Annotated in this window: 19 protein-coding genes; 4 read left to right on the forward strand and 15 right to left on the reverse strand. The window is 47.4% G+C overall.

The window, feature by feature from the left end:
* Window positions 1–3: 3 nt before the first annotated feature.
* Genes ACLBWT_RS10585 through ACLBWT_RS10620 form a run of 8 tightly spaced genes read right to left on the reverse strand, consistent with a single transcriptional unit; the run spans window position 4 to window position 8,697 of the window.
* Window positions 4–1,188 carry a glycosyltransferase family 4 protein gene (locus tag ACLBWT_RS10585; RefSeq protein WP_447663043.1) on the reverse strand — a complete coding sequence of 395 codons (1,185 nt, stop codon included), beginning with the start codon at window positions 1,186–1,188 and terminating at the stop codon, window positions 4–6.
* Window positions 1,185–2,357: a class I SAM-dependent methyltransferase gene (locus ACLBWT_RS10590; protein WP_447663044.1), complete on the reverse strand. Its 1,173-nt coding sequence runs from the start codon at window positions 2,355–2,357 to the stop codon at window positions 1,185–1,187. Before ACLBWT_RS10590 ends, ACLBWT_RS10585 begins: the two co-directional genes overlap by 4 nt.
* 5 nt (window positions 2,358–2,362) lie before the next feature.
* Window positions 2,363–3,628, reverse strand: coding sequence for an ABC transporter ATP-binding protein (locus ACLBWT_RS10595; protein ID WP_447663045.1), 1,266 nt, complete (start codon window positions 3,626–3,628; stop codon window positions 2,363–2,365).
* Window positions 3,629–3,634: 6 nt separating this feature from the next.
* Window positions 3,635–4,414: an ABC transporter permease gene (locus ACLBWT_RS10600; RefSeq protein WP_447663047.1), complete on the reverse strand. Its 780-nt coding sequence runs from the start codon at window positions 4,412–4,414 to the stop codon at window positions 3,635–3,637.
* Window positions 4,392–5,375 carry a GDP-mannose 4,6-dehydratase gene (locus ACLBWT_RS10605; RefSeq protein WP_447663048.1) on the reverse strand — a complete coding sequence of 328 codons (984 nt, stop codon included), beginning with the start codon at window positions 5,373–5,375 and terminating at the stop codon, window positions 4,392–4,394. The genes ACLBWT_RS10600 and ACLBWT_RS10605 overlap by 23 nt, the downstream gene beginning before the upstream one ends.
* Before the next feature lie 13 nt (window positions 5,376–5,388).
* On the reverse strand, window positions 5,389–6,351 hold the full coding sequence (gene gmd, locus ACLBWT_RS10610; protein ID WP_447663050.1) for a GDP-mannose 4,6-dehydratase: 963 nt from the start codon (window positions 6,349–6,351) through the stop codon (window positions 5,389–5,391).
* Between the two features lie 16 nt (window positions 6,352–6,367).
* A complete protein-coding gene (locus ACLBWT_RS10615; RefSeq protein WP_447663052.1) occupies window positions 6,368–7,444 on the reverse strand; it encodes a mannose-1-phosphate guanylyltransferase in 1,077 nt (358 codons plus the stop codon).
* Window positions 7,441–8,697 carry a glycosyltransferase family 4 protein gene (locus tag ACLBWT_RS10620; RefSeq protein WP_447663054.1) on the reverse strand — a complete coding sequence of 419 codons (1,257 nt, stop codon included), beginning with the start codon at window positions 8,695–8,697 and terminating at the stop codon, window positions 7,441–7,443. The genes ACLBWT_RS10615 and ACLBWT_RS10620 overlap by 4 nt, the downstream gene beginning before the upstream one ends.
* Window positions 8,698–9,248: 551 nt before the next feature.
* On the opposite strand from ACLBWT_RS10620, the gene ACLBWT_RS10625 reads away from it, so the two are divergent.
* From ACLBWT_RS10625 to ACLBWT_RS10635, 3 genes are all read left to right on the forward strand, one after another.
* Entirely contained in the window at window positions 9,249–11,444 is a 2,196-nt protein-coding gene (locus tag ACLBWT_RS10625; protein WP_447663055.1) for an S-layer homology domain-containing protein, read from the forward strand.
* Between the two features lie 171 nt (window positions 11,445–11,615).
* Entirely contained in the window at window positions 11,616–14,111 is a 2,496-nt protein-coding gene (locus tag ACLBWT_RS10630; protein ID WP_447663057.1) for an O-antigen ligase family protein, read from the forward strand.
* Window positions 14,112–14,298: 187 nt separating this feature from the next.
* Entirely contained in the window at window positions 14,299–15,888 is a 1,590-nt protein-coding gene (locus tag ACLBWT_RS10635) for an S-layer homology domain-containing protein (RefSeq protein WP_447663059.1), read from the forward strand.
* 159 nt (window positions 15,889–16,047) lie between these two features.
* Here ACLBWT_RS10635 and ACLBWT_RS10640 read toward each other — a convergent pair whose 3' ends face one another.
* The 5 genes from ACLBWT_RS10640 to ACLBWT_RS10660 all read right to left on the reverse strand — a co-directional run bounded on the left by ACLBWT_RS10640 (window position 16,048) and on the right by ACLBWT_RS10660 (window position 20,525).
* Window positions 16,048–17,712 (reverse strand): glutamine--tRNA ligase/YqeY domain fusion protein, encoded by a 1,665-nt coding sequence (locus tag ACLBWT_RS10640; protein WP_447663061.1) that lies wholly within the window; start codon window positions 17,710–17,712, stop codon window positions 16,048–16,050.
* Window positions 17,713–17,907: 195 nt separating this feature from the next.
* A complete protein-coding gene (locus ACLBWT_RS10645; protein WP_447663063.1) occupies window positions 17,908–18,444 on the reverse strand; it encodes a glutathione peroxidase in 537 nt (178 codons plus the stop codon).
* Complete coding sequence (locus ACLBWT_RS10650) at window positions 18,431–18,940, reverse strand: MarR family winged helix-turn-helix transcriptional regulator (RefSeq protein ID WP_447663064.1); 510 nt, start codon at window positions 18,938–18,940, stop codon at window positions 18,431–18,433. The genes ACLBWT_RS10645 and ACLBWT_RS10650 overlap by 14 nt, the downstream gene beginning before the upstream one ends.
* A gap of 324 nt (window positions 18,941–19,264) precedes the next feature.
* The gene (locus ACLBWT_RS10655) at window positions 19,265–19,762 is read right to left on the reverse strand and encodes a CcdC family protein (RefSeq protein WP_447663065.1); all 498 of its coding nucleotides are present in this window, start codon (window positions 19,760–19,762) and stop codon (window positions 19,265–19,267) included.
* Window positions 19,763–19,991: 229 nt separating this feature from the next.
* Complete coding sequence (locus tag ACLBWT_RS10660; protein ID WP_447663066.1) at window positions 19,992–20,525, reverse strand: type 1 glutamine amidotransferase domain-containing protein; 534 nt, start codon at window positions 20,523–20,525, stop codon at window positions 19,992–19,994.
* A gap of 327 nt (window positions 20,526–20,852) precedes the next feature.
* On the opposite strand from ACLBWT_RS10660, the gene ACLBWT_RS10665 reads away from it, so the two are divergent.
* On the forward strand, window positions 20,853–22,640 hold the full coding sequence (locus ACLBWT_RS10665; protein WP_447663068.1) for a PdaC/SigV domain-containing protein: 1,788 nt from the start codon (window positions 20,853–20,855) through the stop codon (window positions 22,638–22,640).
* Between the two features lie 142 nt (window positions 22,641–22,782).
* Here the strand turns inward: ACLBWT_RS10665 and ACLBWT_RS10670 are convergent, their stop codons facing one another.
* Together ACLBWT_RS10670 and ACLBWT_RS10675 are read right to left on the reverse strand one after the other, a co-directional pair.
* Complete coding sequence (locus ACLBWT_RS10670) at window positions 22,783–23,244, reverse strand: DUF2188 domain-containing protein (protein ID WP_447663070.1); 462 nt, start codon at window positions 23,242–23,244, stop codon at window positions 22,783–22,785.
* Window positions 23,245–23,276: 32 nt separating this feature from the next.
* The gene (locus tag ACLBWT_RS10675) at window positions 23,277–23,828 is read right to left on the reverse strand and encodes a general stress protein (protein ID WP_447663072.1); all 552 of its coding nucleotides are present in this window, start codon (window positions 23,826–23,828) and stop codon (window positions 23,277–23,279) included.
* Window positions 23,829–23,908: the final 80 nt, after the last annotated feature.

The following is a 23,908-nucleotide window of genomic DNA, read 5'->3' on the forward strand; positions in this document are numbered from 1 at the left end:
ATTTCATTCTCCCATTGTCGATTCTATAAAATGAATATAGTTAGCAGTAACTTTATCCCATGTAAAATTATTTAAAACATATTTTCTACCATTGTTTGATAATTTTTCCTTAAATTTTTTATTATTTACAAGAAGTTTCCAACATTCGATGAATTCTTCTTGATTATTATAGTATAATCCTCCGTTAGATATTTCACAAAACCGTTTAGTAACCTCACATTTCTCATTTACAAGAACTGGTGTACCTGCTAACCAGCTCTCCATTATGACAAGTGAGAAACTTTCGTTGGGTGATGGATTACATAGGAACTCAGCTGCAGCCATAGCGTCATATTTATCGCTTGAGTCTATAAAGCCAAGATCAAAAACCCAATCTTTTATCAGGGGAGGAATATCTATCTGGCCACCTCCGATCATAACGAGCTTGAGTTCAAGCCCATAATCACGATGATATCTTTCCATATGATTTAGAAGAATATGAACATTTTTACCATGATCTTTCCGCCCTGCATACAGTAAAAAGGGTTCATTGATACTGAATTTTTCTCTAAACCTACTTGCATTCGGTTCAAAATATTCAATACCTAGACCTAAAACCTCAACAGCAGTCTTTGTTAAATCATAATGCTGGACCGCCCAATCTTTTTCTGCATCAGAAAAGAATATCATTCCTCTGACTTGAGAATACAGTTCGCGAAACTTCTTGAAATATGCATAATTCTCGTCGTGGAATGCTGGTATTAAAATTGATTTTTCGGGTAATTGTTTTATTCCATTATAAGTTGTACCAAACATGTATGGCATAAATAAAAATACCGTATATTCATCTTTGTTCTTTTTGATGAAATCAACCAAATCAGAAGAATTTATCATTTCATTCAAGAAAACACGTTCTTCTTCTTCAGATATGTCAATTTGATTTATTAACTTAAGATTAATTGAATCAAACAACTCGGTATTTCTCTTTTTAACATTAAATCTTTTAACCTGAATTCCATTGATAATTTCAATTCCAGGTTTGTAATAATTATGATTCCAATCGCTAGCGAATTGTTTTACACAAGTGGTTAAAACTTCAACTTCTAACCCAGCTTCGTTAATTTTCTCCGCTAAATTTCTAGAGGCTGCCTCTGATCCTCCTGGTATATTTGCCCCGTACCAAGGGGTTACAAGAGCTATTTTTTTCATTTTCCCTCTCTCTTAATTCCCATAATATAATAATCCTGATTGCCAAAGATAACATCATTCCATCTTTGAATTTTTTCATTGAATTCATTTAATCGATCGATTTGAACCTCATCGAAATTAAGCAAGACTGGTAAGTGCAAGGATCCATCATTCTTAGAGAAGTAATGAATTTCAATATCAGAGAATGACCTTGATTCCATAATAAATCTCATTAAAAATGGATGTACCGGTTTTACATGCGTAGGATCCAAATAGAAACTTTGAGCGTAAATTGAAAGACATTGGGGATTAGGGGTTTCGGCAATAAAGATACCATTGGGCATTAATTTCTTTTTTGAAAGCTCCAACAGCCTCAAAAGTTGTTTCAGTGTCAAGTGTTCAATGACTTGTCCTAAAAAGATTCCATGGCAAGATGCATCATTTTGTTGGTCCAGAAAATCGAAAATATCCGACTTTATAGCTCTGATACCAATCTCCCCACAGTAGTCGATCATTTGATTATTACTATCAACACTAATTGCCTGAATTTTATTTTCGATTAAAAGTTCTGAGAATTCCCCCCTGCCACAGCCAAGATCAAGAACAGTATCACCCTCATTAAAATATTTTAAATACTGTTTTTGCTTTTCCTTAATTGATTCTCTTGTTCCACGATATTTATTCTCAAATTCTAAATAATCAAAATCATTAGATTCTATTATTGATTCATTCTGTCTATATTCAATATGATTAATTTTCATTTCTAAGTTCTCAATATGTTCTTGTTGCTTTTTCAATTGAAGAAGACTGTTCCCTTTTTCTAATTCTTGCTTAGATAATAATGAACTCATCTCATTTAAAACTCTAACTGTTGATGCATTAAATTCAATTTGATTGTTGACAATAGGATTAATATGCCATCTCAACGATTTCCGAATAACCTTTTTTGAAATTAAAATCAATTTCCCAATCAGTTTATTACGATGAGATACTAGAGGAATATCTGCAGAATAATACCATTTTCTATTCATACCTACTAATTCCGATTCCACATTGCTAATTTCAGTAGAATACTTAGCATTATAATCATTAAAATCTTTTCTTGGAATTTTCTTATCGTGTATATTCTTCTTAATCTTTTCCATAATTTCTTTCACATTAATCTCATCATCATCGATCTTTATATCCACAATAATCACTCCAAACTTTTGATTTTCCATTCATGATCAAGCCAAGCGATTCCTGTATCTGGATTAATGTTATGGACTTGAAAGCTCAATTCTTTAGATATATAATCATACGGTTCCCCATCTTCATGATGAATTGCTACATCAAGCCAATATTCGCCTGCGACTAAATTCAGAGACTCTACTTTAAACTCAACAATTCCACTGGGTGGCAAAGTTTTTATATTAATCTTATCGATATAAGTATTTGTTCCGTAGCAACAAACTCTATTAGGAGTAAAGATTCCTATTCCAAATACGGCATTTTGAAATTCTGTTCGAACCTTATAATGAATCTGAATGACAAAACCCTCATTAGTTTGAAAAGATCTTTGGATTTGATGATTAATATTGCTTATCTGTACTTGCTCAATTGAAATTTTTTTGTTTCCCCATCGATCGAGATCACCGTTATCTATTTTAGTGGAATTAGAGGAAACAGAGTCTGTTTGTACTTTTTTTTCAGTCTTTTCGGCCTCTTTTATCATTCTTGAATTTTCCATTTCGGAAAGATTGTACATATACTTCATTATTACATCACGTGGTTCTCCAGTTTCGATTACTTTCCCGTTATGCAGCCACACTGCACGATCACACAATCTTTCAACCATGCCATTGTCATGTGTTACAATGATGATGGTTTTGCCTTGCCCTTTTAGTTCTTTAATTTTATTTATACATTTATTTTGAAATGCAGAGTCCCCCACCGCTAGTATTTCATCAATGAGCAAAATGTCTGGCTCGACATTGATAGCTATGGAAAAAGCCAGCCGCATATACATTCCTGAGGAATATACGCGAACTGGTCTCTCAATAAAATCCTCAAGTTCAGAAAACTTTATAATATCTTCTAACTTTGAATTAATTTCTTTTTTAGACAATCCTAGTATTGAGGCATTCATAAATATATTTTCCCTACCTGAAAATTCAGGATGAAAACCCGCACCAAGCTCTAACAAACTTGATACACGCCCTCTTATATTCATTTCACCTTTCGTTGGAAAAATGATTTTAGACATGATTTTGAGAAGAGTACTCTTTCCCGACCCATTTCGGCCCATAAGCGCAACTGTTTCGCCTTCTTTTATTTTAATCGTCACATTATCAAGTGCAGGATAACTTATTGAATTCTGCTTTCCAAAACGAAGAAAACGTTCTTTAAAAGTATTTTTTTTATCTATAGCAACTTTGAAATCTTTTGATAGGTTTTTCACTTCAATTGCAGGTATAGACATTATAGATCATACCTCTTCAGCAAATTTTTTGTTTAATTTCCCAAAAACCATTAAACTAAATACAAATAAAACAATGGAAAAGATAGAACACATCAACAATTCATATAGATTTGGAGCTTTTGCATAATAGAAAATAGCTTGATAGGCTTCAATAATGGGTTTCATAGGATTTAAGTTAAAATATAAAAGATATTTTTCAGGTATATTAGAGGTTGGATATAATACAGGAGTAAAGTATAACCAAGCCATCGTAAATATTCCCAAGATATGTTCAACATCTCTTAAGTATACAGTTATCGCACTGAATAAAACACAAAACGCCGCTATTAAAATAGTTTGAATCAATAGAATTAGTGGAAAATATAGAATCGTACTTGATAGATGTATTCCCGAGAAATATATAGAGGGAATAAGAATGAAACATCCAAGCAAATAATTAATCATCCCACCAAAAACAACAGAAAGAGGAAGGACCTCTCTCGGAAAATATATCTTTTTAATAAGATTTGCATTTCTAATTATGACACTCGAGCTATTCACCAAAGAAGATTGAAAATAAATCCATGGTAACAATCCAATAAACAAATGAATTGCATAATTCTCCAGGTCTATCCTCATTACCGTAGAGAAAATCAGTGTGTAAACTCCTAGCATGAGTAAAGGATTAATAAACGTCCATAAAAATCCTAAAAGAGAGCCTCGATATCTTGTTCTAAGGTCAGACAAAACTAAACTTGTGAGCATCTGTCTATAGCGAAAAAATTCAGTCGCTCTTTCCAATTGCATCCTCTTCATTCCTCATTTCATATCGCCAATACTCAAGGATATCAGAGAGACTAGTCTCAAGTGAATATTTCGGTCTCCATTTCGTCGCTTCAAAAAGTTTCGAGTTATCTCCAACATATAAGGGGATATCCACAGGCCTAAATAATTCCTGTGAAATTTCAACGTTTATGGGGACTCTTGCTTGTGAAATGAAGTAATTTAAGATCTCATGTATACTAGTTGACTTACCTAAACATACATTATAGATCTGCCCAGCAGAACCATACATGATGATTTCTAAATAAGCTTTAACTATATCCCGAACATCTAGAAAATCACGTTTTGAGGATAAATTCCCAACTCGGAATACATTTTCAATTTTCCCGGTCTCCATTGCTGCAATTTGATACGCGAAATCAGCTGTGACAAAGCCTTTTCTTTGGCCCGGTCCAATATGATTAAACGGGCGAACATGTATGACATTCAGACCATAAGCCTTATGATATTGTTTAATAAGCATACTAATAGCCGCTTTTGAAATTCCATAAGGGTTCTGAGGATCCAATGCCGTGTCTTCGCTAATAGGAAGGCTCTCTGGCTTTACAATTCCATATTCTTCGGAAGAGCCGACCGTAAGCAGCTTTACGGAGTTTGCGACTTCGCTTTTTCGAATTGCCTCAAGTAGGTTAAGTACATTCATGGTATTAATATCAAATGTTTTTCGTTTGTCATCCCATGACAAACGAACATTGCTCTGCCCAGCCAAATGAAATATATAGTGCGGCTTAATTTCATTCAAACAGTCGACAATTTTTCGTTCATCATGTAAATCTAATTGAATATACGAAAAAGAGTTGTGGTAGATAGGGGATTTGGAGGGAGATCTTACCGCCCCCCAAATTTTCCAGTCCTTTCTTAACAAAAGTTCGTTTAATAGATGGTTACCTACAAAACCTGTTACCCCTGTTATCAGAGCTTTCATTAAATCCCCACCTTTATCCCCGCAACTTTGTTAGATCGCTATCCACCATCATGGTCACCAATTGCTCAAATCCAACTTCCAGCTCCCAGCCTAAATTCCGCTTCGCTTTCGTGCAGTCCCCAAGAAGAAGGTCTACTTCTGCAGGACGAACAAATTTATTGTCGATGACAACATAATCGCGCCAATTCAAGTCAAGATGGCCAAATGCGATCTCAACTAATTCTTCAACGGTATGCGTTTCGCCCGTCGAAATAACATAATCGTCAGGAGTATCCTGTTGAAGCATAAGCCACATCGCCTTTACATAGTCTCCGGCAAAGCCCCAATCGCGCTTAGCATCCAGATTGCCCATGCGGAGCTCCTTTTGAAGACCGAGTTTAATACGAACAGCCGCATCCGTTACTTTGCGAGTGACGAATTCGACGCCGCGGCGCGGAGACTCATGGTTAAAGAGGATGCCCGAGCAAGCAAACATGTCGAAGCTCTCACGATAATTTACAGTGATCCAATGCCCGTACACTTTGGCAACACCATAAGGACTACGCGGGTAAAAAGGAGTCGTTTCTTTTTGCGGAGTCTCAACAACTTTACCGAACATCTCGCTACTAGAAGCTTGATAGAAACGCGCTTCCGGTTTGGTCAAACGCACAGCTTCGAGCATGTTCGTAACGCCAATACCGGTGGATTGGCCAGTAAGGACAGGCTGAATCCAGGAAGTTCCAACGAAAGATTGGGCAGCGAGATTGTAGACTTCATCCGGATTTGAAATGCGCATCGCATTGATAAGGGAGCCTTGATCGAGGAGATCTCCGTCAATGAATTCAATCTCGTTTTTGATATGCTCAATATTCTCCATGATCGGAGTGCTTGTACGACGGCGAAGCCCGTATACTTTGTAGCCTTTTTCAAGTAGAAGCTCTGCGAGGTAAGATCCGTCTTGTCCAGTTACACCTGTTACGAATGCGCGTTTTGTCATTTTATATAAATCTCCTTTAAAGGTATTCTACTCTTTTTTGTTCCCTCAAAGCCTTCAGAAGCGATTTAATCTCCTGAGCCTTGTCTTTGGTACAAATTAAAGTTACATCTTCCGTATCCACCACAATCAGATCCTCGATGCCCAGCGTTGCAATCAGCTTGCCATCGCTTTCGATGATACAGTTTTTCGTTGCTATATTTAAGATGTTTCCTTTAATTACATTGCCGTCAGTGTCTTTGTCGTTGATACGATCCAATGCCGTCCAGGATCCGACATCATCCCAACCCAGAGAAACCGGAATCACGTAAATGTTCTCCGCCTTCTCCATGATCCCGTAATCGACCGATTGGTCGGGCATTTTAACGAACTCGCTGCGAATGGCCTTATTTCGCTTCTCTGAATCCGTTACCGCCATGATCGTCTGAAGGATATCGTCAACTTCAGGCATCAGAGCTTTGATGTAGCTTTGAAGAGTGGAGTTTTTCCAGACGAACATCCCGCTATTCCATAAGTAATTGCCGGATTCCACATAATTTTGCGCCGTGGCATAATCCGGTTTTTCGACAAACTGATTCACCTTATGTACCTCAAAGCTGTTTACGATTTGAGTCTTGCTTGTGCACTCGATATATCCGTAGCCTGTTTCCGGGTAAGAGGGCTTGATTCCCAGGGTAACGAGATTGCTGTTATCCTGAGCCACCTCGACGGCGGTCTGCAGAATTCGAATAAAACCATCCGCATCTTCAATAATGTGGTCCGAAGGCATTACGATCATGGTGCTGTCCGGGAATCGTTCTTCAATCAGAACGGAGGCAAGCCCTACGCATGGCGCCGTGTTGCGGCCCACAGGTTCAATGATGATATTCATTTTAGGCAGATGCGGAATCTGCACATGGATAAGCTCCGCATATAGCTCATTGGTTACGACGAAAATTTGATCGATCGGGAGCCATTTCTCCAGGCGTTCGATTGATTGCTGAATCATGGACTTATTTCCGGATATATTCAGAAATTGCTTCGGCAGGTTCGTCCGGCTTTTAGGCCAGAAGCGCTCTCCCTTGCCGCCGGCCATTATTACGCATGTAATCGTCATTTCAAGCCTCCGGAATTCCATAGATTAATGTAGTCGAGCCGTTGTTTAATTTTTCTGCTTACAGCTTTAGGAGAAAACTCCTCCCGTATCGTTATCTGTCCATTGGACGCGATTAGCTCGCGAAACGTTGCGTCATAGAAGATCTTGCCCATGTAAGATGCCGCCGTGCCGAGATTGGGCTCCGCCCACAGCTGATCTTTTTTGTACGGCCCATGATCCTGCCCGACGGGGATAAGCTCGTAGTCCACGATGCAGGAATTGTAGGCGTTCATGAAATCAATGTTCGAGGACCAGCCCGTGCCGATGACGGGCTTACCCAAGTACATGGCTTCAGCCAATCCCAATCCGAAGCCCTCGCTTCTATGCAAGGATACGAAACTATCGACGGCTTGAAGGAGAGCGTTCGTATCGTTTCTTGACAGAGTCTGCTTGATGAAATGGATATTCCGGTATCCAGCGGCAATCTCCTTCAGGACAGCGGTATCCTTGTCCCCATCGTGGAGACCGTTGACTTTGACAACCAGCCCGACAGAATCTTCATTCTGATCAAAAGCGGCTTGGAAAGCCTTGATCGCGCCCATTGGATTCTTTCTTTCCTGATAGCTCTTAAGGTCATACATGCACAAAAATAAAAAAGGGTCTTGCGGAAGCCCGAAATACTCCCGCGATCGGGGCTCCTCGATCTTCACTTCAATTGAATGCGGAATCTTGACGACGGGCACACGGCTTTTGGCTGCGATTGCATCGGCCACAAAGGTCGAAGGCACCCAGATTTCATCGACCAGATTCATATTCTCAAGCCATTCGTCCGGGAATTCAGGAAGCTCCCAATGCCAGAATCCGATATTGTACCGCCCATTGAAAATACGATCCCCATAGTGTGCGTAAGCTTCCATCATTTGTTCGGCGTTAAGATGAAATACGTTGAACATATAAGAAGGCTCGCCGATTTCTTTGTGCTCCCAGGAAAGATCGCCCATTCTCGCTTTATTGGTCCCGGTATAATTGAGAATTCCAAATGGAATGTCTCCTGCATCCAAAGACTTGGCAGCAATTCGACAAGACTCCCCAATGCCCATCTCGGCTCTTGCATATCCAATCAAATTGACGCCGAAATTCCCGGCAAAATGCTTTTCACTCGAGGATTCGTTGTTTTTAAGAGGATAGGCTTTTTTAAGCAAAATTTTTTTGAACTTTTGCCGCTGTTCCGGAGAGAGAAGCGGTCGTACAACCGTCTTTAAACCGAGGGCCATTTTGTATATCCCTTTAAATAACAGTTTTTTTATAAAAAACACCGCCACCTATGTAAGTTCAACCCACTAAATTCAGCTGAAGAAATCATTGTCTGAATCTTTCATTTAAATAAATTGACGTGGACTGCAAGCCACTAAAAAGGATTTTACCATGAATCGACAACCTTCACCACCCATATAAATCAAAAAAGGAAGAATCTTACGTATACTTTATCCAATGGATAGCCATTCTCATGGTTGGTATATTTTCCTTTTTATTATCTAATCCTGTTAATGTTCTCGATATAAGACTACTCTCGCTACTTTTGTCCTTTGGTTCAATAGAGTAAAGGAACTCTATCCCAAAATTAATTTAGACAGAGGATGAACCAATCATAAAACGCCCCGACTTGTAGATTTCTAATATTTTCCTTTACAAACCTTTTGGCCTATGATTAAATACCTAGTATAGTCTCAATCTCCCTAAAATCCTACTTTATTAGACAAATTATGAGAGTCTCCTAATGAAGTCAGGCTTTTAAAAACCCATTTTGAAAGGACGTGTAAGAAACTTGTTTAGACTAGCAAGAAAGAAGACAGCCTCTTTACTCGTATTCATGTTGCTTGTATCTGCAATGTCCCCGATTCTCGCTTTTGCTGCTTCCGGCTTCAAGAACATCTCCACTCCTCAAAATTGTGTAGTCACTGGATCGATTTACGTTGATGATGAAACCTATGGCGCTTATAAATTAGAAGATGGTACAATTGCCATCTCTGTTTATGGCGACAATGCTAAAGTGATTGACGTTGTATATGCGACATATCGTACTTACGACAATGACTTTGGCGGAATTTTTGATTTTGATACTACAGAAGTAACGCGCGCGGCTTATTCGACTTACTACAATCTTCAGTTTGCCGATGGAGCCGTTTCCTATGATGTCTACAAACAAGGCACTGGAACATGTACTTCTGATGAGGATTCCCAAGAGAATCAACTTACAGGATCCGGCTTTTTAAATGTTACAGCTGCAGGCCGTACAGTAACGGGATCGATTTACGTTGATCAAGCTACATACAGCATCTATAATGTTTCTAACAAAGGTATTGCGATTAACGTATATGCAGCTAACTCTAATGTAGCTCAAACTATCTACGCCACCTTTGAAACATATGATACTGGTCATAGACGTGTATTCAGTTTCAATGCAACTGATGTCACTTATTCAACCTATTATGTCCTCCAGTTCGCAGATGGAGCAATATCTTATCGTGTCGATAATACTGGAACAGATCCAAGCAACCAGGATCCAGGCACTCCAGATCCAGGCACTCCAGATCCAGGCACCCAAGATCCGGGCACTCCAGATCCAGGCACCCAAGATCCGGGCACCCAAGATCCAGGCACCCCACCGGGCACCCAAGATCCAGGCACTCCAGATCCAGGCACCCAAGATCCAGGCACCCAAGATCCAGGCACCCAAGATCCGGGCACCCAAGATCCAGGCACCCAAGATCCGGGCACCCAAGATCCGGGCACCCAAGATCCAGGCACCCCAGATCCAGGCACTCAAAATCCAGACAACGGAATTCCTGGATTCCCAATCGTCATCGCACCTCCTGCAAGTGGCAACAACAATCAAGTAGTAGACCGCAATCAATTGACCAGCGTGCTGGAAGCCGGTTCCAATGCCGTGCTCAAGATTTCCGGTAATTCTGTGGACCTTCCTGCTGATGTTCTTGTCAACGGAAAGTCGCTGACAATCAGCAATGAAGCAGGCGTATCGGTCACACTGCCACTGTCTACTATGAATTTGGCCGCTCTTGCCAAATCCATGGGAATCGATCTTAAGGACCTGGTCATCCGCGTAGAAATGAAACAGCTGGAAGGTAGCGCTGCAGCGGCGGTATCCGAAGCCGTTAAGGCTACCGGAGCAAACCAACTGGCTGAAGCTTACGACTTCAAAGTTACGGCTGTTGGCGGAGGCAAGGAAATTGCAATCGAGAAATTCGGGCAATTCGTATCCCGGACCATTCCAATGACTGGATCTTCGACGAATGCGATCGGCGTCATGTTCAATCCGACCACCAAAGAGCTGAGCTTTGTGCCTTCCACGTTTGGATCGGAGAATGGCAAGACGATTGCGACTCTCAAGCGCAACGGCATGTCCATCTACACAGTGATTCAAAGCAAATCGACTCGCTTCAATGACGCCTTGCCGTTCTGGTCCAAGGACGCCATTGAATCGCTTTCCGCAAAAATGATACTTGAAGGCACGGGTAAAAATCAGTTTGAACCAAACCGTAGCATTACCCGTGCTGAATTCGCCGCACTGGTCATCCGTTCGCTTGGAGTACAGCCTGCTGCATCGTCGACTACAGCGTTCAACGATGTGCTTTCCACCAAATGGTATGCTGGTACAGTAGCTGCTGCTGCTGAAATCGGACTGATCATCGGTGATGAAAAAGGCAACTTCAATCCGAACGCGCCTATTACGCGCAAAGAAGTAGCTGCCATTGTGGCTCGTGCCGCGGAATATGCCGGAAAATCCATCAAGCTGACGGATGCCGAAGCAAACGCGGCTCTGGTTGGATTCAAGGACACCGCCGCTCTGGGATGGGCGAAAGCTGAAGTTGCTTCCGCTATTAAAGCGGGTATCGTAAACGGCCAATCCACGAATACGATTGCTGGCAACGCTTCTGCAAATCGTGCCGAAGCAGCAACCATGATTGCACGCTACCTTCCTATCGCTGGTCTTTCGAACTAATATCCCGCTCAATTGCCACGACAAAAATGTCCCTTCAGCTAAGCTGTAGGGACATTTTTTTGTCTTGATTTGTAAAAAAAGGTACTCCCAACATCTCTAAACTCTTTGTATTGAAAGGAAATCCGGATTAAAATAGAAACTAGCTTGTACTCGACAAAAAGGGAGTTTACCATGAATCCACACTCTTCAGTACCCAAGTATATCAAAAAGGAAGAAGCTGACTTTTCCCTCATCAAATGGGCAGCAATTATCATGGCGGGAATATTCTTTTTTCTCTATTCTTTCCGTACAGGCCTTTTCAATGGATACGGCTTTTCCTTTGAAAAGAAGCTTGTAGGCGCCTCGCTGTTCTCGCTTGTATTCATTCTGGTCATGTCTTTACATCTCTTCAAAGTCTGGAAGGATAAGAGCTGGAAATCCATTTTATCCATTGTTGTTTGGCTCCTGCCTCTGTCATTTGGACTTTCTTCCATAAACGCAACATCCGACAACTATTCCCATATTATGACGATGATCAGCTTCTTGCTGGCCGGCTTTTTCGTATTTGGACTCTATTTTAACGACACCAAATATTCCAGAGCTGCGTTGGAGTTCATTCTTATGGGTTCATCATATATACTCGTATGGTTTGGAATTATCAACCTCTTTGGACACCACTGGTACCCGGACGCCCTCTGGTTTCAATTGGGCAATTACCGGATGACCTCCGTATTCCAATACCCCAATACATACGCCGCTCTGCTTATTGCCGTCATGCTGGCCTCAACTTATTATGCGACTCATGCCAGAGCCTGGTGGTGGAGGGCCATCCACGCCTTCATGCTGGTACCTGCGTTCATCTCCTTTATGTTGACCTACTCGCGCGCCGCTCTTGTCATTATTCCGCTGGCGGTGCTGGTCACGCTTCCTTTCATGAGATTGGCCAGACAGATCTCTTTTTTGCTTCATCTGGCAGTGACGGTGATCGTTTCCTTCGGCATCCTAAGCGTCATCGAAACCAAATCTGCCGCCATCCTGCAGCGAGTGCTTCGCTTCAACGAGGCAGGCAGCCAGGTCCCCCCCGAGAAACTTCTTTCCTTCTGGAGTTCGGAAGCATTGGCCGTTTGGGGCATCCTGATCAGCGCTTCCCTTGCTGCCACCGCTTTGAGCCTGATTGTTTCCCGGTGGATAGAGCCTTGGCTCCAAGACAAGCTGCGGACCTTCTCAAAGCGCCGCATTTCTTTCGTCGTCACTCCCATCGCCATGATTGTTCTGGCCGCTGCAGCGGCTGCTATCGTCCTCACGAGCAGTGCGGTGCGCGGCCTGCTGCCACCCAATTTGGCTGACCGTCTCGAGAACATCAGCTTCAAGCAGCACAGCGTTCTGGAACGGGGCACCTTCTATGAAAACGGCTTTAAAATTGCAGCCGACTACCCGATTCTGGGCGGCGGCGGGGGCGCCTGGAATGCGCTTTACCAGAAATATCAGAGCAATCCGTACACCAGCAATCAGGCTCACAGCTACCTTGTTCAAACGCTGGTGGAAACCGGTTATCTCGGGCTGCTGATCCATTTCGGCTTCTTTGTCTTGATTTTTGTCCTCTTCATCCGCCTGTGGATTCGTCATCCAGACAGACGCGGCAGCCAGCTTGTTTACTTTATTTTCGCTATCTCACTTCTACTGCACAGCCTTTTCGATTTCGACATGAGCTACATCACGTTCGCCTCCATGTTCTTCTTTGCTCTCGGCGGCATGATCGGAAGCTACGGTAAAGAGACTGCCCTTACGTCGTTCCGCTTCAAGAAGCCGGCGCTGACCCGTATCTACCCCGCGGCTTTAATCGTCTTGGCGTTAGGAGTCGGCATCATAACCTGTCGAAGCTACGCTTCCTATCTTCAATTCGACAAAGCCCTGACTATGGGCAAGGAGCAGCGGTCCATCGAAGAAATCTTCCCTCCGCTGGATCGCGCTATAGAGCTTTCTCCTTCCAACACTCAGTATCTTTTGGTGAAGGCGGACTGGCTCACGCAGGTGTTCAATCAGACGAAAAATGTCGATTATTTAACCCAAGCCGAAAAATCTCTTCAAAAAGCGCAACTTCATGAGCCTTACTCGCGTCAAATATTGCAGGCACGTTACCAAAACGAATCCATTAAAGGAAAGGACGACCAGGTCCTCGCTCTGATTGATGAAGGCTTGAAGAACTTCCCTTGGGATATCACCCTCTATGAAATGGGAATCCAGCAGTACACCGACATCGGGCTGAGCGAAAAAGAAGCCGGAAACAGCGGCTTCGAGGCTAAATGGAACCGAGCGCAGGAGATCTATCAGGGCATTCTGTCTGGCATGGACAAGCTCAAGAACTTGCCCGCGGAGCAGCTTCAAGGCAAGAGGTTTGATATCGCGCCCATGACAAGACAGAAAATCGGCTTGATTCTCTATCAATCCCGACGCTACCAAGAGGCTGCCGATATTCTTCAACCGATCTCCGGGGACTCTCTTGAGGCGGATCCGGCCCAAGATGCTCAAGTTGAATCCAAGCGAGTCGCTACCGCTCGCCAAGCTGTGCGCTATTATCTGGCGTCATTGTCGAAGCAGGGTCAAAACGATGACTCTTTGAAAGAAAAATTGATTCAATCTGATTCAAACGAAGCCAATTTGCTTAATGAATTAATGGCAGTTCAATAAAGTTGGTTTTCAACAACATATTTAAATACCAATAATTTCTTAATTATCACATTTAACCTTTACTTTTTTTTAACACTATGATTTAATACCTATTACGCCTTCAAAAATTCCCAAAAACCTACAAGTTCAGACAATACTTAAACTAGAGTATTTTAGATCTTAATTTTGAAAGGAGGTGAAATAGAAAATGAAAAAACTTATTTCTAAGAAAACAGCGACTTTACTCGTTTTCATGATGGTAGTATCGGCGCTGTCGCCGATTCTGGCCTTCGCAGCTTCTGGATTCCAATCCGCTTCCTCGTATTACAACCAAGTTACGGCTTCGGTATACGTAGATGCGGACACATATGCGGCTAAGAGCGTCTATATCGACGGTCAAAACCGTATCGCCATCCAGGTCTACGCTGCAGGCTCGACGGTACCTACAACGGTATATGCAACTTACAGTACATACACCGACGGTAAGTACTACTACAATCTGGACGAATCCGTGGCCTACTCCACTTACTACACTCTGCAGTACTCCGACAAGAGCGCTGATAATGGTGTTGTAAGCAAACTGGTCTACAACGGCTACACTCCAGGCGGCGGTTTCCCGGGAGGATTCTTCCCTCCGGTAACTGGCGGTGACCTGGTAGGTGCTGACGGTAAAGTCAACCGTGACCAGCTGATCGCTCTTCTTGCGGCAAATGCCGATGCCCGTATCAAAACGACTACGGACACCGTGTACCTGCCTGCTGACGCTCTGCTGAACGGCAAAACGCTGACCATCTACAACGATGCAGGCGTATCCATCACGCTTCCTCTTTCCGCTCTGAAACTGGCTGATCTCGCTAAATCCCTCGGGGTTGAGCTGAAGGATCTGGTTATCCGCGTGGAAATGAAGAAGCTGACGGGTGAAGCAGCTGATGCTGTTTCGAATGCCGTGAAAGCAATCGGAGCTACGCAACTGGCCGATGCTTACGACTTCCGTGTCGTAGCAATGGGCGGTGGCAAAGAAGTGGCTATCGAGAAGTTCGGACAACTCGTATCCCGTACGATTCCTCTGACTTCCGCAGCTACCGCAACGGCAGCGGGCGTTATGTTCAACCCGACTGCGAAAGAGCTGAGCTTCGTGCCTAGCACCTTCGCAACGGCTGACAACAAAACGATCGCAACGCTGAAACGTGACGGTGCTTCCATCTACACCGTCATTCAAGGCAAAACAGTTCGTTTCAACGACACGTTGACTCACTGGGCCAAGAACGACATCGCGACTCTGTCCGAGATGCTGGTTGTTGAAGGCACAGGCAAAAACCTGTTCGAGCCTAAACGCAGTATCACCCGTGCAGAATTCGCAGCGCTGGTAGTTCGTTCGCTGGGAGCAGTTCCTGCAACGTCTGCAACTTACAAGTTCAACGACGTTCAATCTTCCAAATGGTACGCTGGTACGGTAGCTACGGCTGCTGAACTGGGTCTGGTCATGGGAGATGAAAAAGGAAACTTCAACCCGAACAGCCCTATCACTCGCAAAGAACTCGCTGCTATCGTCGTTCGCGCGGCGGCATACGCCGGTAAATCCCTGAAGCTGACAGATGCGGAAGCAAACGCAGCTCTGGCTGGATATACCGATGTTGCGAATCTCCAATGGGCTAAAGCTGAGGTTGCTGCAGCTGTCAAAGCCGGTGTGGTAAAAGGACAATCCGCGACAAAAATCGCTGGAAATTCCTTCGCCAACCGTGCCGAGGCAACTACAATGATCGCACGCTACCTGCCTATCTCTGGTCTTTCGAACTAATCCTTCTTGATTCCAGTAGAAAGAGCGGTCCTCCGGGGCCGCTCTTTTGGTTTTCAGAATGTTTGTCGGACAGGTGGCCGGCAAGCAAAAAGAGTCGTCTGCAAGGCGTCCAAGGACGTACATGCAAACGACTCTTTTAATAAGAAGCAACTAATCTGATCAGCCCTTAGCAGGATCAAACGAACTCTTCAGCGACACGACGCGGTTGAATACCGGCTTGCCAGGATCGGACAGCTTCGGATCCACATTGTAGTAGCCATGGCGGAAAAACTGGAACTTGTCGCCAGCTGCGGCTTCCTTCATTCCCGGCTCGACGAAGCCATTAAGAATTTCCAGCGAGTTCGGGTTCAAGCATTCCATGAACGGCTTGCCGGTCTCCTCGGCTTCGCTTGTAATCAGCGGCTCGAAGTGGCGGAACTCGGTCGCAACAGCATGGGAAGCTTCAACCCAGTGCAGTGTGCCTTTGACTTTGCGTCCGGTAAAACCGGTCCCGCTCTTGGTCTCCGGATCGTAGGTGCAGCGGAGCTCGACCACGTTGCCGGCTTCATCCTTGACGACCTCTTCGCACTTGATGAAGTAGGCATGCTTCAAGCGAACTTCATTGCCCGGGAAGAGACGGAAGTACTTGCTTGGCGGGTTTTCCATGAAGTCGTCTTGCTCGATATAGATTTCCCGCGAGAACGGAATTTGCCGGGTTCCCATTTCTTCGTTCTCGTTGTTGTTCTCGGCTTCGAGCCATTCCACCTGGCCCTCGGGATAGTTGGTAATCGTCACCTTGAGAGGACGAATGACAGCCATCGTACGAGGAGCCTTCAGCTTAAGATCCTCACGAATGAAATGATCCAGCATTTGCTCGTCAACCATGCTGTTGGCTTTGGATACGCCAATTTCGCGGCAGAACGTGCGGATGGCTTCAGGCGTGAAGCCTTTGCGGCGGAGCGCGCTGATCGTCGGCATCCGGGGATCGTCCCAGCCGTCAACGGCGCCTTCTTCTACGAGCTGCTTGAGCTTGCGCTTGCTCATGACGGTGTTGGTCAGGTTGAGGCGGCCGAATTCGTACTGGCGAGGGCGGGCTTCCATTTCACAGTTCTCGATGGTCCAGTCATACAGCGGACGATGATCCTCGAACTCAAGCGTACAGATCGAATGCGTAATGCCCTCGATCGCGTCACCCAGCGGATGAGCATAGTCATACATCGGGTAAATGCACCAAGCATCCCCTGTCCGGTGATGATGGGAATGGGAGATGCGGTACAGGACAGGATCGCGAAGCGTAATGTTCGGCGAGCTCATATCGATCTTGGCACGCAGCACGCGAGCTCCGTTAGGGAATTCTCCCGCACGCATCCTGGCGAACAAATCCAGGTTTTCCTCGACGCTTCGATCGCGGTACGGACTGTTCTTGCCAGGCTCTGTCAAAGTTCCGCGAAGCTCGCGCATTTGCTCCGGAGTGGAGTCGTCCACATACGCCAGCCCTTTGCGGATCAAGAGGACAGCGCGTTCATAGAACTCCTCGAAATAATCGGATGCGAATCGCAGTTCTTCCCATTCAAAGCCGAGCCAGCGCACATCCTCCTGAATGGATTCCACGAATTCCGTATCTTCCTTGACCGGATTCGTATCGTCGAAACGAAGATTCGTGCGGCCCTTGAACTCATCCGCGAGCTCGAAGTTCAGACAGATCGACTTGGCGTGACCGATATGCAAATAGCCGTTCGGCTCGGGAGGAAAACGGGTTGCGACTTGCTGCGTGCGGCCGCTCTCCACGTCGTCGACGACAATAGCGCGAATGAAATTAGAAACCGGAGGATTCTTAGGATCCATGCGACCACAACCTCTCTGATAAATTGTATCCTACCATTCTACACAAAATACGGTTTGAATATAAGGGGGAGCTTGCAAGAAAAGCCGACAGCCCGGCGCAGTCCTGCTGCATCGTTCTGTCAGCTTATGAGTGGAGCGGAGGCTTGTTACAATTGCAGACATATCTGGACTTAAGAGCTCTGCCCGAGCTAGCCTCTAGAGAAGCTTCTCGATGTCCGCCGCGATATCTTGAGGAAGCACATTCGGCTCGAAGCGCTTCACGATCGATCCATCCCTGGCCACCAGGAACTTGGTGAAGTTCCATTTCACGTCGTTGCTTTCGAGCTGATCCGGCTGGAACATTCCCTGAAACTTCTGGCCGCTCGGGGACGCGTCGAAACCTTGGAATGGCGCGTCGGAGATGAGCTGCTTGAACAGCGGATGCGCAGCGTCGCCATTGACGTCGGTCTTCGCAAACAGCGGGAAGCTGACGCCGTAGTTCAGCTGGCAGAAGCTATCGATTTCTTCGCTGCTGCCTGGCTCCTGGCCCGCGAATTGGTTGCTCGGAAAGCCGAGAATTTCCAAGCCTTGATCCTTGTACTCGTTATATAAAGCCTGAAGCCCTTCATATTGCGGCGTAAGGCCGCATTTGCTGGCCGTGTTGACGATCAGGAGCACCTTGCCGGTGTAGTCGGAGAGCTCACTCGTCTCCCCTTTGATCGTCTCAAGCGTGTAGTTGTCAATCTTCGCCATGTTCCGAATCCTCCTCATAATGGTGTTGGATAACGGCGTTCAGCTGCTGAAGCTGCAGCCTGAGCGCTTCAAGATCGCGAAGCTCCATGCCTGTGACCTCGCATAGCTTCCGCGGAATGCTGCCGGCCCTTGACCGCATGGCTTGTCCTGCCTCTGTCAGATTTACCCGCAGCATCCGCTCGTCAGCTCGATCGCGCACCCGGTTCACTAGACCCATCGACTCGAGCTTCTTGAGCAGCGGAGTCAGCGTGCCGGAGTCCAGGTACAACCGGCTTCCCAGCGATTTGACAGGTTCCCCGTCCCTTTCCCATAGAGCCAACAGCGTGACATACTGCGTATACGTGAGGCCGAGTTCTTGCAGGAGAGGACGGTACAGCCGGGTCACTTCCTTGGAGCAGGCGTATAGCGCAAAACAAAGCTGATTATCCAATTGGAGAAGCGAATGATCGCCCTGCTCGTCGGGCAACGCGGTCTGGTCATGGTGGGAATCCAGCAAGGGATCTACTCCTTCCGTTCAATTATATTGTATACAATTAAATTGGATAATACTAACTTAACATATCCCCACTCGCTCTGTCAAACGATCACGACCGCATCTCTTCCCCATGTAGACCCGCCTTGGTATTAAATGAGTGGAGGCGTGACATCCGATTTATGCTTTCTGAACAAGCAGCGCCGTTACGGTGTAGAAGGAGCAGCCTACACTTGCGAGATGAATCATCCCCTGAACACGCGTTGGAACAAAACTCCCCCGCCGGAAACCCGGCGAGGGAGAGATGCGCAGAAGCCGACTTATGCGGAAGGCTCGATTGATCCTGCTTCAGGACTGAAGCGAGGAAGCTCGGCTTCGCTGCAGCCGTCTGAACTTCGAGGCCATCGCAAGCCGCCATGGCACCAGCATGCCGAATGCCAGCAGGAAGAACAAGGACGCCGTCTGCATGACCGTCACATACTGCTCCACGAAATCATGAAGGACCAGACGGATGGCGAGCAAAATCAGAATAATGAAGAAAAAGGCTTTCGAGCGGCGAAGATAGACGTCATCTCCGACAAACTCTATCTTGGAGGTGGTGATCAGCGGCGCTGCGAAAAACAGCGCTCCTGACGCGAAGGCAGCCAATCCCCACAGCCACGGAATATGAGTCTGCGGCACGACGAACATGAGGAAGCCAGTGGACATGCCTAGCGGTGGAATCAATATTTTGCGCATGGTCGTCGGCTTGCGGGTAGAACGCACCCGCAGGGCGATAACGGCGAGTCCGCCGATCAGCGGAATCAGCAGCGACCATAGCGGCGATGGTTGGATATTCAGGTTCATCGGGGATCGACACTCCCAAGGAGAAGATGCCGGCTTGTTGCCGGCGGGGCTTTCCATACTATGGACGAAGCCGCTTTCTTCATCCTACTTGAATTCGGATGTGAACGCAAATTCGCGAACTCGCCAAAAAACCGCCGGCTGAGCAGTTCAAACTGCGCAATCGGCGGCATGGCGTTGGATGCCGGAAACCATGCGTTTCCGCATCATTCCTGTGCGGCATTTCCATCCATTATCGGGATGCCTGGGGCAATCCTTTTTTAATCTGCTCCAGCGTTTCCCGGATGAAGGCAGGCTCGTCCTTCGGCGTTCGGGAAGAAATGAAGTTACGGTCCACGACAACCTCTTGGTCCACGTAATGAGCGCCTGCATTGGCTAAATCATCACGCAGCGGCGGGTAGCAGGTCAGCGTGCGCCCTTTGGCCAGACCCGCGCTGATCAGAATCTGAGGTCCATGGCAAATGGCGGCGATCGTTTTGCCCTCTTCATCGAACTTCTGCACGAACTTTTGAACATAATGATCGTTGCGAAGAGCTTCCGGGGAAGATCCTCCTGGAATCACAACGGCCTGGTAGTCGGAAGCATCGGCGTCTTGAATGCCCAGATCCGTCGTATACTCCGCTTTTTTCTGCTTGCCCTCAAGCTTCTCGCCGGCCTTGAGGCCGATAATCACCGTCTCGTGACCATCCGCGCGGATAGCGTCATACGGTGCTTTCATCTCGCTGTCCTCGAATTGCGGTCCAAGCAGGAATGCGATTTTCGCCATCATAATCCTCTCCTTTGCTGTCGGTCAGTTGAACGCATGCTTATATTACCCGCTGGCCCGGATGCTCAACCTGGACTTCGAGCAGCGAAGCGACGACGGCTTGTCCTCATTGGATCATGACTTGTCGGGACTTTTCTCTCAACGATGGTTCGACAGATCCCTCCAGCATTTGATTCCCTTTTGCCCCATTCGAGAAGGAATTCCACGCTTCGTCATGGAATGTGAAGAGAACGTTACCCGTTTGTAACCTTCACGTCGTCAGAACGGTCTAGTATACAGAATGAAATCGGACCTCTGCTGCCAGAGGCTATAGATGGAGGAAACATCATGACGAATCGCAACGAATCGAAAAAACGAATCCAAGCGCTATTCCTCGGCTTGACCAGCGCGGCCTTGCTCAGCACGGCCTCTTTGCCTTCCGCTTATGCAGCAGCATTATCGGCTCCAGCGCCTGGACAAGCTCCTGCCTCCTCTGGTCCGGCTGCGTATGCCTCCCTGCCTGCTTCAGCGCAGGAAAAAGCGGCAAGCGTCTCCGTTACGGCCAAAAAAATCGTTCAGTCGACATCGGCTTTGAAAGCCGTTCTGTTCATTCCCGTCGTCTCCGGGCTCAAGGATGCCTCCTATCAGAAATCGCTCAATGATAAGATGGAGCGCGCGGCCATGGCAGACCTGGATGCCGTGAAGAAGCAGTCCGCCTCCGGCCTGGCCGCAGCGAAAAAAGCCGGCAATGAGTTCCATCCTTATGAAATAAAGCTGCAATATTCCGCTGGACTATCCGGAACGAGTACGGCCAGTCCTATTCTCTCTCTCAAGCTGAATACCTACATCTATACGGGAGGAGCGCACGGCATTTCCAGAATTGACGCCTACAACGTCAAGAACGCCGGCTCCGCTACAGCCGTCACCTTGAAGACGCTGTTCGGAGACTCTTACCCGGCCGCGATCAACGCGGAGATCAAGCGGCAGATCTCCCGGAACGCGGATGGTTATTTCAAGGATGCCTTCACCGGCGTGGCGGCGGATCAGCCCTTCTACCTCAAGGACGGCAGCGTACAGGTCGTCTTCCAGCCTTACGAAATCGCTCCTTACGCCTCTGGTATTCCCGTGTTCGCGATCCCGCTTCCGTCCTCCTCCAATCCGACCCCTGCCGTCTCCGTCAAAATAGATGCCAAACCCATCCGTACGGAGGACGATTTGTACAAAGCCGACATCGATATTCCCGTCCTAAGCGGACTGCTCGATGCCAAGTTCCAGGATGAATGGAATGCGAAAATGGAGCAGGCCGCCTCCAATGAGTTGGATTCGCTGAAAAAGGCTGCAGCCGAGCGCAAAAAAGCGAGCCCAACGAGCTTCATCCCTTCCGAGATCAAGACGACCTTCGAAGTCGTCTCGGACGGTTCTCCAGCTGCCGGGGGAATTGTCTCCATTAAAATGACCACGTACACCTACGAAGGCGGAGCGAACGGGGATACGCATATAAGCGCGTCGACATTCCGCAATGCCTCCCAAGCTTCGCCCGTGACGCTGGCGGCATTGTTCGGCAATCATTACGAGAGCGAGGTCGGGGCAGCCGTTCAGGCTGCGATCTCCAAGGACAAAGAGAATTACTTTGCCGGAGATGACGGCTTCAGAGGCGTGACAGCGGACAGCGTGTTCTACGTGAAAGCCCAGGACGCCTACGTCGTCTTCCAGCAAGGAGAGATCGCTCCGCGCGCGAGCGGCAATCCGGAGTTCAAGATCCCTCTTCCCGTCCATGGAGCCGATTCCAAACCTCTGCAGGTCATCATCGGAAGCAAGGCTTTGACCGGCGTCCAGGCCGTCCCCAACAAGGACGGGGTCGCGATCGTACCGGTAAGGGATGCGGCCGAAGCGCTCGGCTATAAGCTGAAATGGGATGCACGCACCTCGACGCTCGAGCTGAGCAAAGGCAGCCAATGGACAGCCGTCACGATCGGCAGCGACTCTTACACGTACAACAAAATGGCCCCGGTCGCGCTCGGAGCCGCTCCGGCCTACGACAGCAAAGGCCGGATGACGGTACCGCTGGCCTTCTTCACGGAAATCCTCCATGCCAAAGCAAGCTACGGGGACGACAGCGTCACCTTGCAGAATTGACAAATCCCCCTTTGCAGACCGATAGGTCCGCAAAGGGGGATTTGCATTCAATCAGCTTTATCACTAGGTCCGCAGAGGGGGATTGGCATTCAATCCGCTTCACCGAACCGGCTCCTGCCGGGTGATCTATAGTCCCGCGATCTCAGGAGTAATTATGGGATGTCTCCACCGTTCCGTCGGCCCGATGGACGATGGCGCTGCCGCCGCGGTCGGAAGCCGACTTCCTGGCGGCCTCCACTGCCTCGGCCTTGGTGGAATAGGTCTCGCCTTTGTCCGCTCCGGCGTCCTTCACCATCCATTCCCCGTCATGAGGAACGACATGCTGGATGGAGCCTCCGGTTCCGCTGCCGCGCTGTCCGGAACCGCCTTTCGCATCCGAATCCTTCTTCCCGCCGTCATGGTCCTCGGCATTTCCCTCATGTCCGCCTCCGCCGCCGGGATGCTCCTCCGCCCATTTCTCCGCCTGAGAAGTGGCGATGGCAATCGCACGGCCCTCCTCGTATCCATCCTTCAGCAGCGCGTTGGCGATCTCCACCGCTTTGTCCCGCACCCGCTTGTCGAGATTTTTCATCGACGGCGGATAATCGTTTTTAGCCCATGGCATCATCATGCACCTCCGCTTGAAAAATAGTGGATCTAGACGATCGTGACATCTCCCGCGCCCGGCCGTCCCGGATCGTTGCCGGAGGAATCAAGCTTATGTGTGCGGATCGCTCCGGCGCGCTCCATGATGCCGAGGATATCTCTTGCATCATGCCGGTCGGCTTCCGCCAGCACGAGAATGCGGCCGTCCTTCACTTCGTTCTGGAACCGCTCCGCTTCGTTCTCCGGGAATCCCATCCCGACCAGTCCGCCCGCGATGCCGAGCGTGCTCGCTCCGACGGCAGCGCCGCTGATCGCGGCGACGATCGGTCCGGCAGCAAGCAGCGGCCCGATGCCCGGAATCGCCAGCGCTCCTAGGCCCGCGAGCAGGCCGACCGCCCCACCCGCCAGCCCTCCCGTCGTCACGCCGGCAGCAATGCCTTCTGGAGCCATCGTTCCCGATTCGTCCATCATGCCCTCGTAGCGTTCCTTGTCCTGGGTCAGCACCGACAGCTCGTCCCGCTTGAAGCCGGTCGCCTGGAGCTCCTCTATCGCCCGAAGAGCATGATCGTCATCGCGAAATACTCCCGCATATCTTATCGTCACGTCGCTCGCCTCCAATTTTTCTGCCCGGGTCCGTATCGGCCGGACGGGAATTAGGATGTCTTCTTCGTCCCTTCTTACCC

It is taken from the genome of Paenibacillus sp. D51F (genome assembly GCF_053345695.1).

Coding starts and splice junctions, on each gene's coding strand:
- ACLBWT_RS10585 (WP_447663043.1), bottom strand. CDS start 1,188: ATGAAAAAAATAGCTCTTGTAACCCCTTGGTACGGGGCAAATATACCA.
- ACLBWT_RS10595 (WP_447663045.1), bottom strand. CDS start 3,628: ATGTCTATACCTGCAATTGAAGTGAAAAACCTATCAAAAGATTTCAAA.
- ACLBWT_RS10600 (WP_447663047.1), bottom strand. CDS start 4,414: ATGCAATTGGAAAGAGCGACTGAATTTTTTCGCTATAGACAGATGCTC.
- ACLBWT_RS10605 (WP_447663048.1), bottom strand. CDS start 5,375: ATGAAAGCTCTGATAACAGGGGTAACAGGTTTTGTAGGTAACCATCTA.
- gmd (WP_447663050.1), bottom strand. CDS start 6,351: ATGACAAAACGCGCATTCGTAACAGGTGTAACTGGACAAGACGGATCT.
- ACLBWT_RS10615 (WP_447663052.1), bottom strand. CDS start 7,444: ATGACGATTACATGCGTAATAATGGCCGGCGGCAAGGGAGAGCGCTTC.
- ACLBWT_RS10620 (WP_447663054.1), bottom strand. CDS start 8,697: ATGGCCCTCGGTTTAAAGACGGTTGTACGACCGCTTCTCTCTCCGGAA.
- ACLBWT_RS10630 (WP_447663057.1), top strand. CDS start 11,616: ATGAATCCACACTCTTCAGTACCCAAGTATATCAAAAAGGAAGAAGCT.
- ACLBWT_RS10635 (WP_447663059.1), top strand. CDS start 14,299: ATGAAAAAACTTATTTCTAAGAAAACAGCGACTTTACTCGTTTTCATG.
- ACLBWT_RS10640 (WP_447663061.1), bottom strand. CDS start 17,712: ATGGATCCTAAGAATCCTCCGGTTTCTAATTTCATTCGCGCTATTGTC.
- ACLBWT_RS10645 (WP_447663063.1), bottom strand. CDS start 18,444: ATGGCGAAGATTGACAACTACACGCTTGAGACGATCAAAGGGGAGACG.
- ACLBWT_RS10655 (WP_447663065.1), bottom strand. CDS start 19,762: ATGAACCTGAATATCCAACCATCGCCGCTATGGTCGCTGCTGATTCCG.
- ACLBWT_RS10660 (WP_447663066.1), bottom strand. CDS start 20,525: ATGGCGAAAATCGCATTCCTGCTTGGACCGCAATTCGAGGACAGCGAG.
- ACLBWT_RS10665 (WP_447663068.1), top strand. CDS start 20,853: ATGACGAATCGCAACGAATCGAAAAAACGAATCCAAGCGCTATTCCTC.
- ACLBWT_RS10670 (WP_447663070.1), bottom strand. CDS start 23,244: ATGCCATGGGCTAAAAACGATTATCCGCCGTCGATGAAAAATCTCGAC.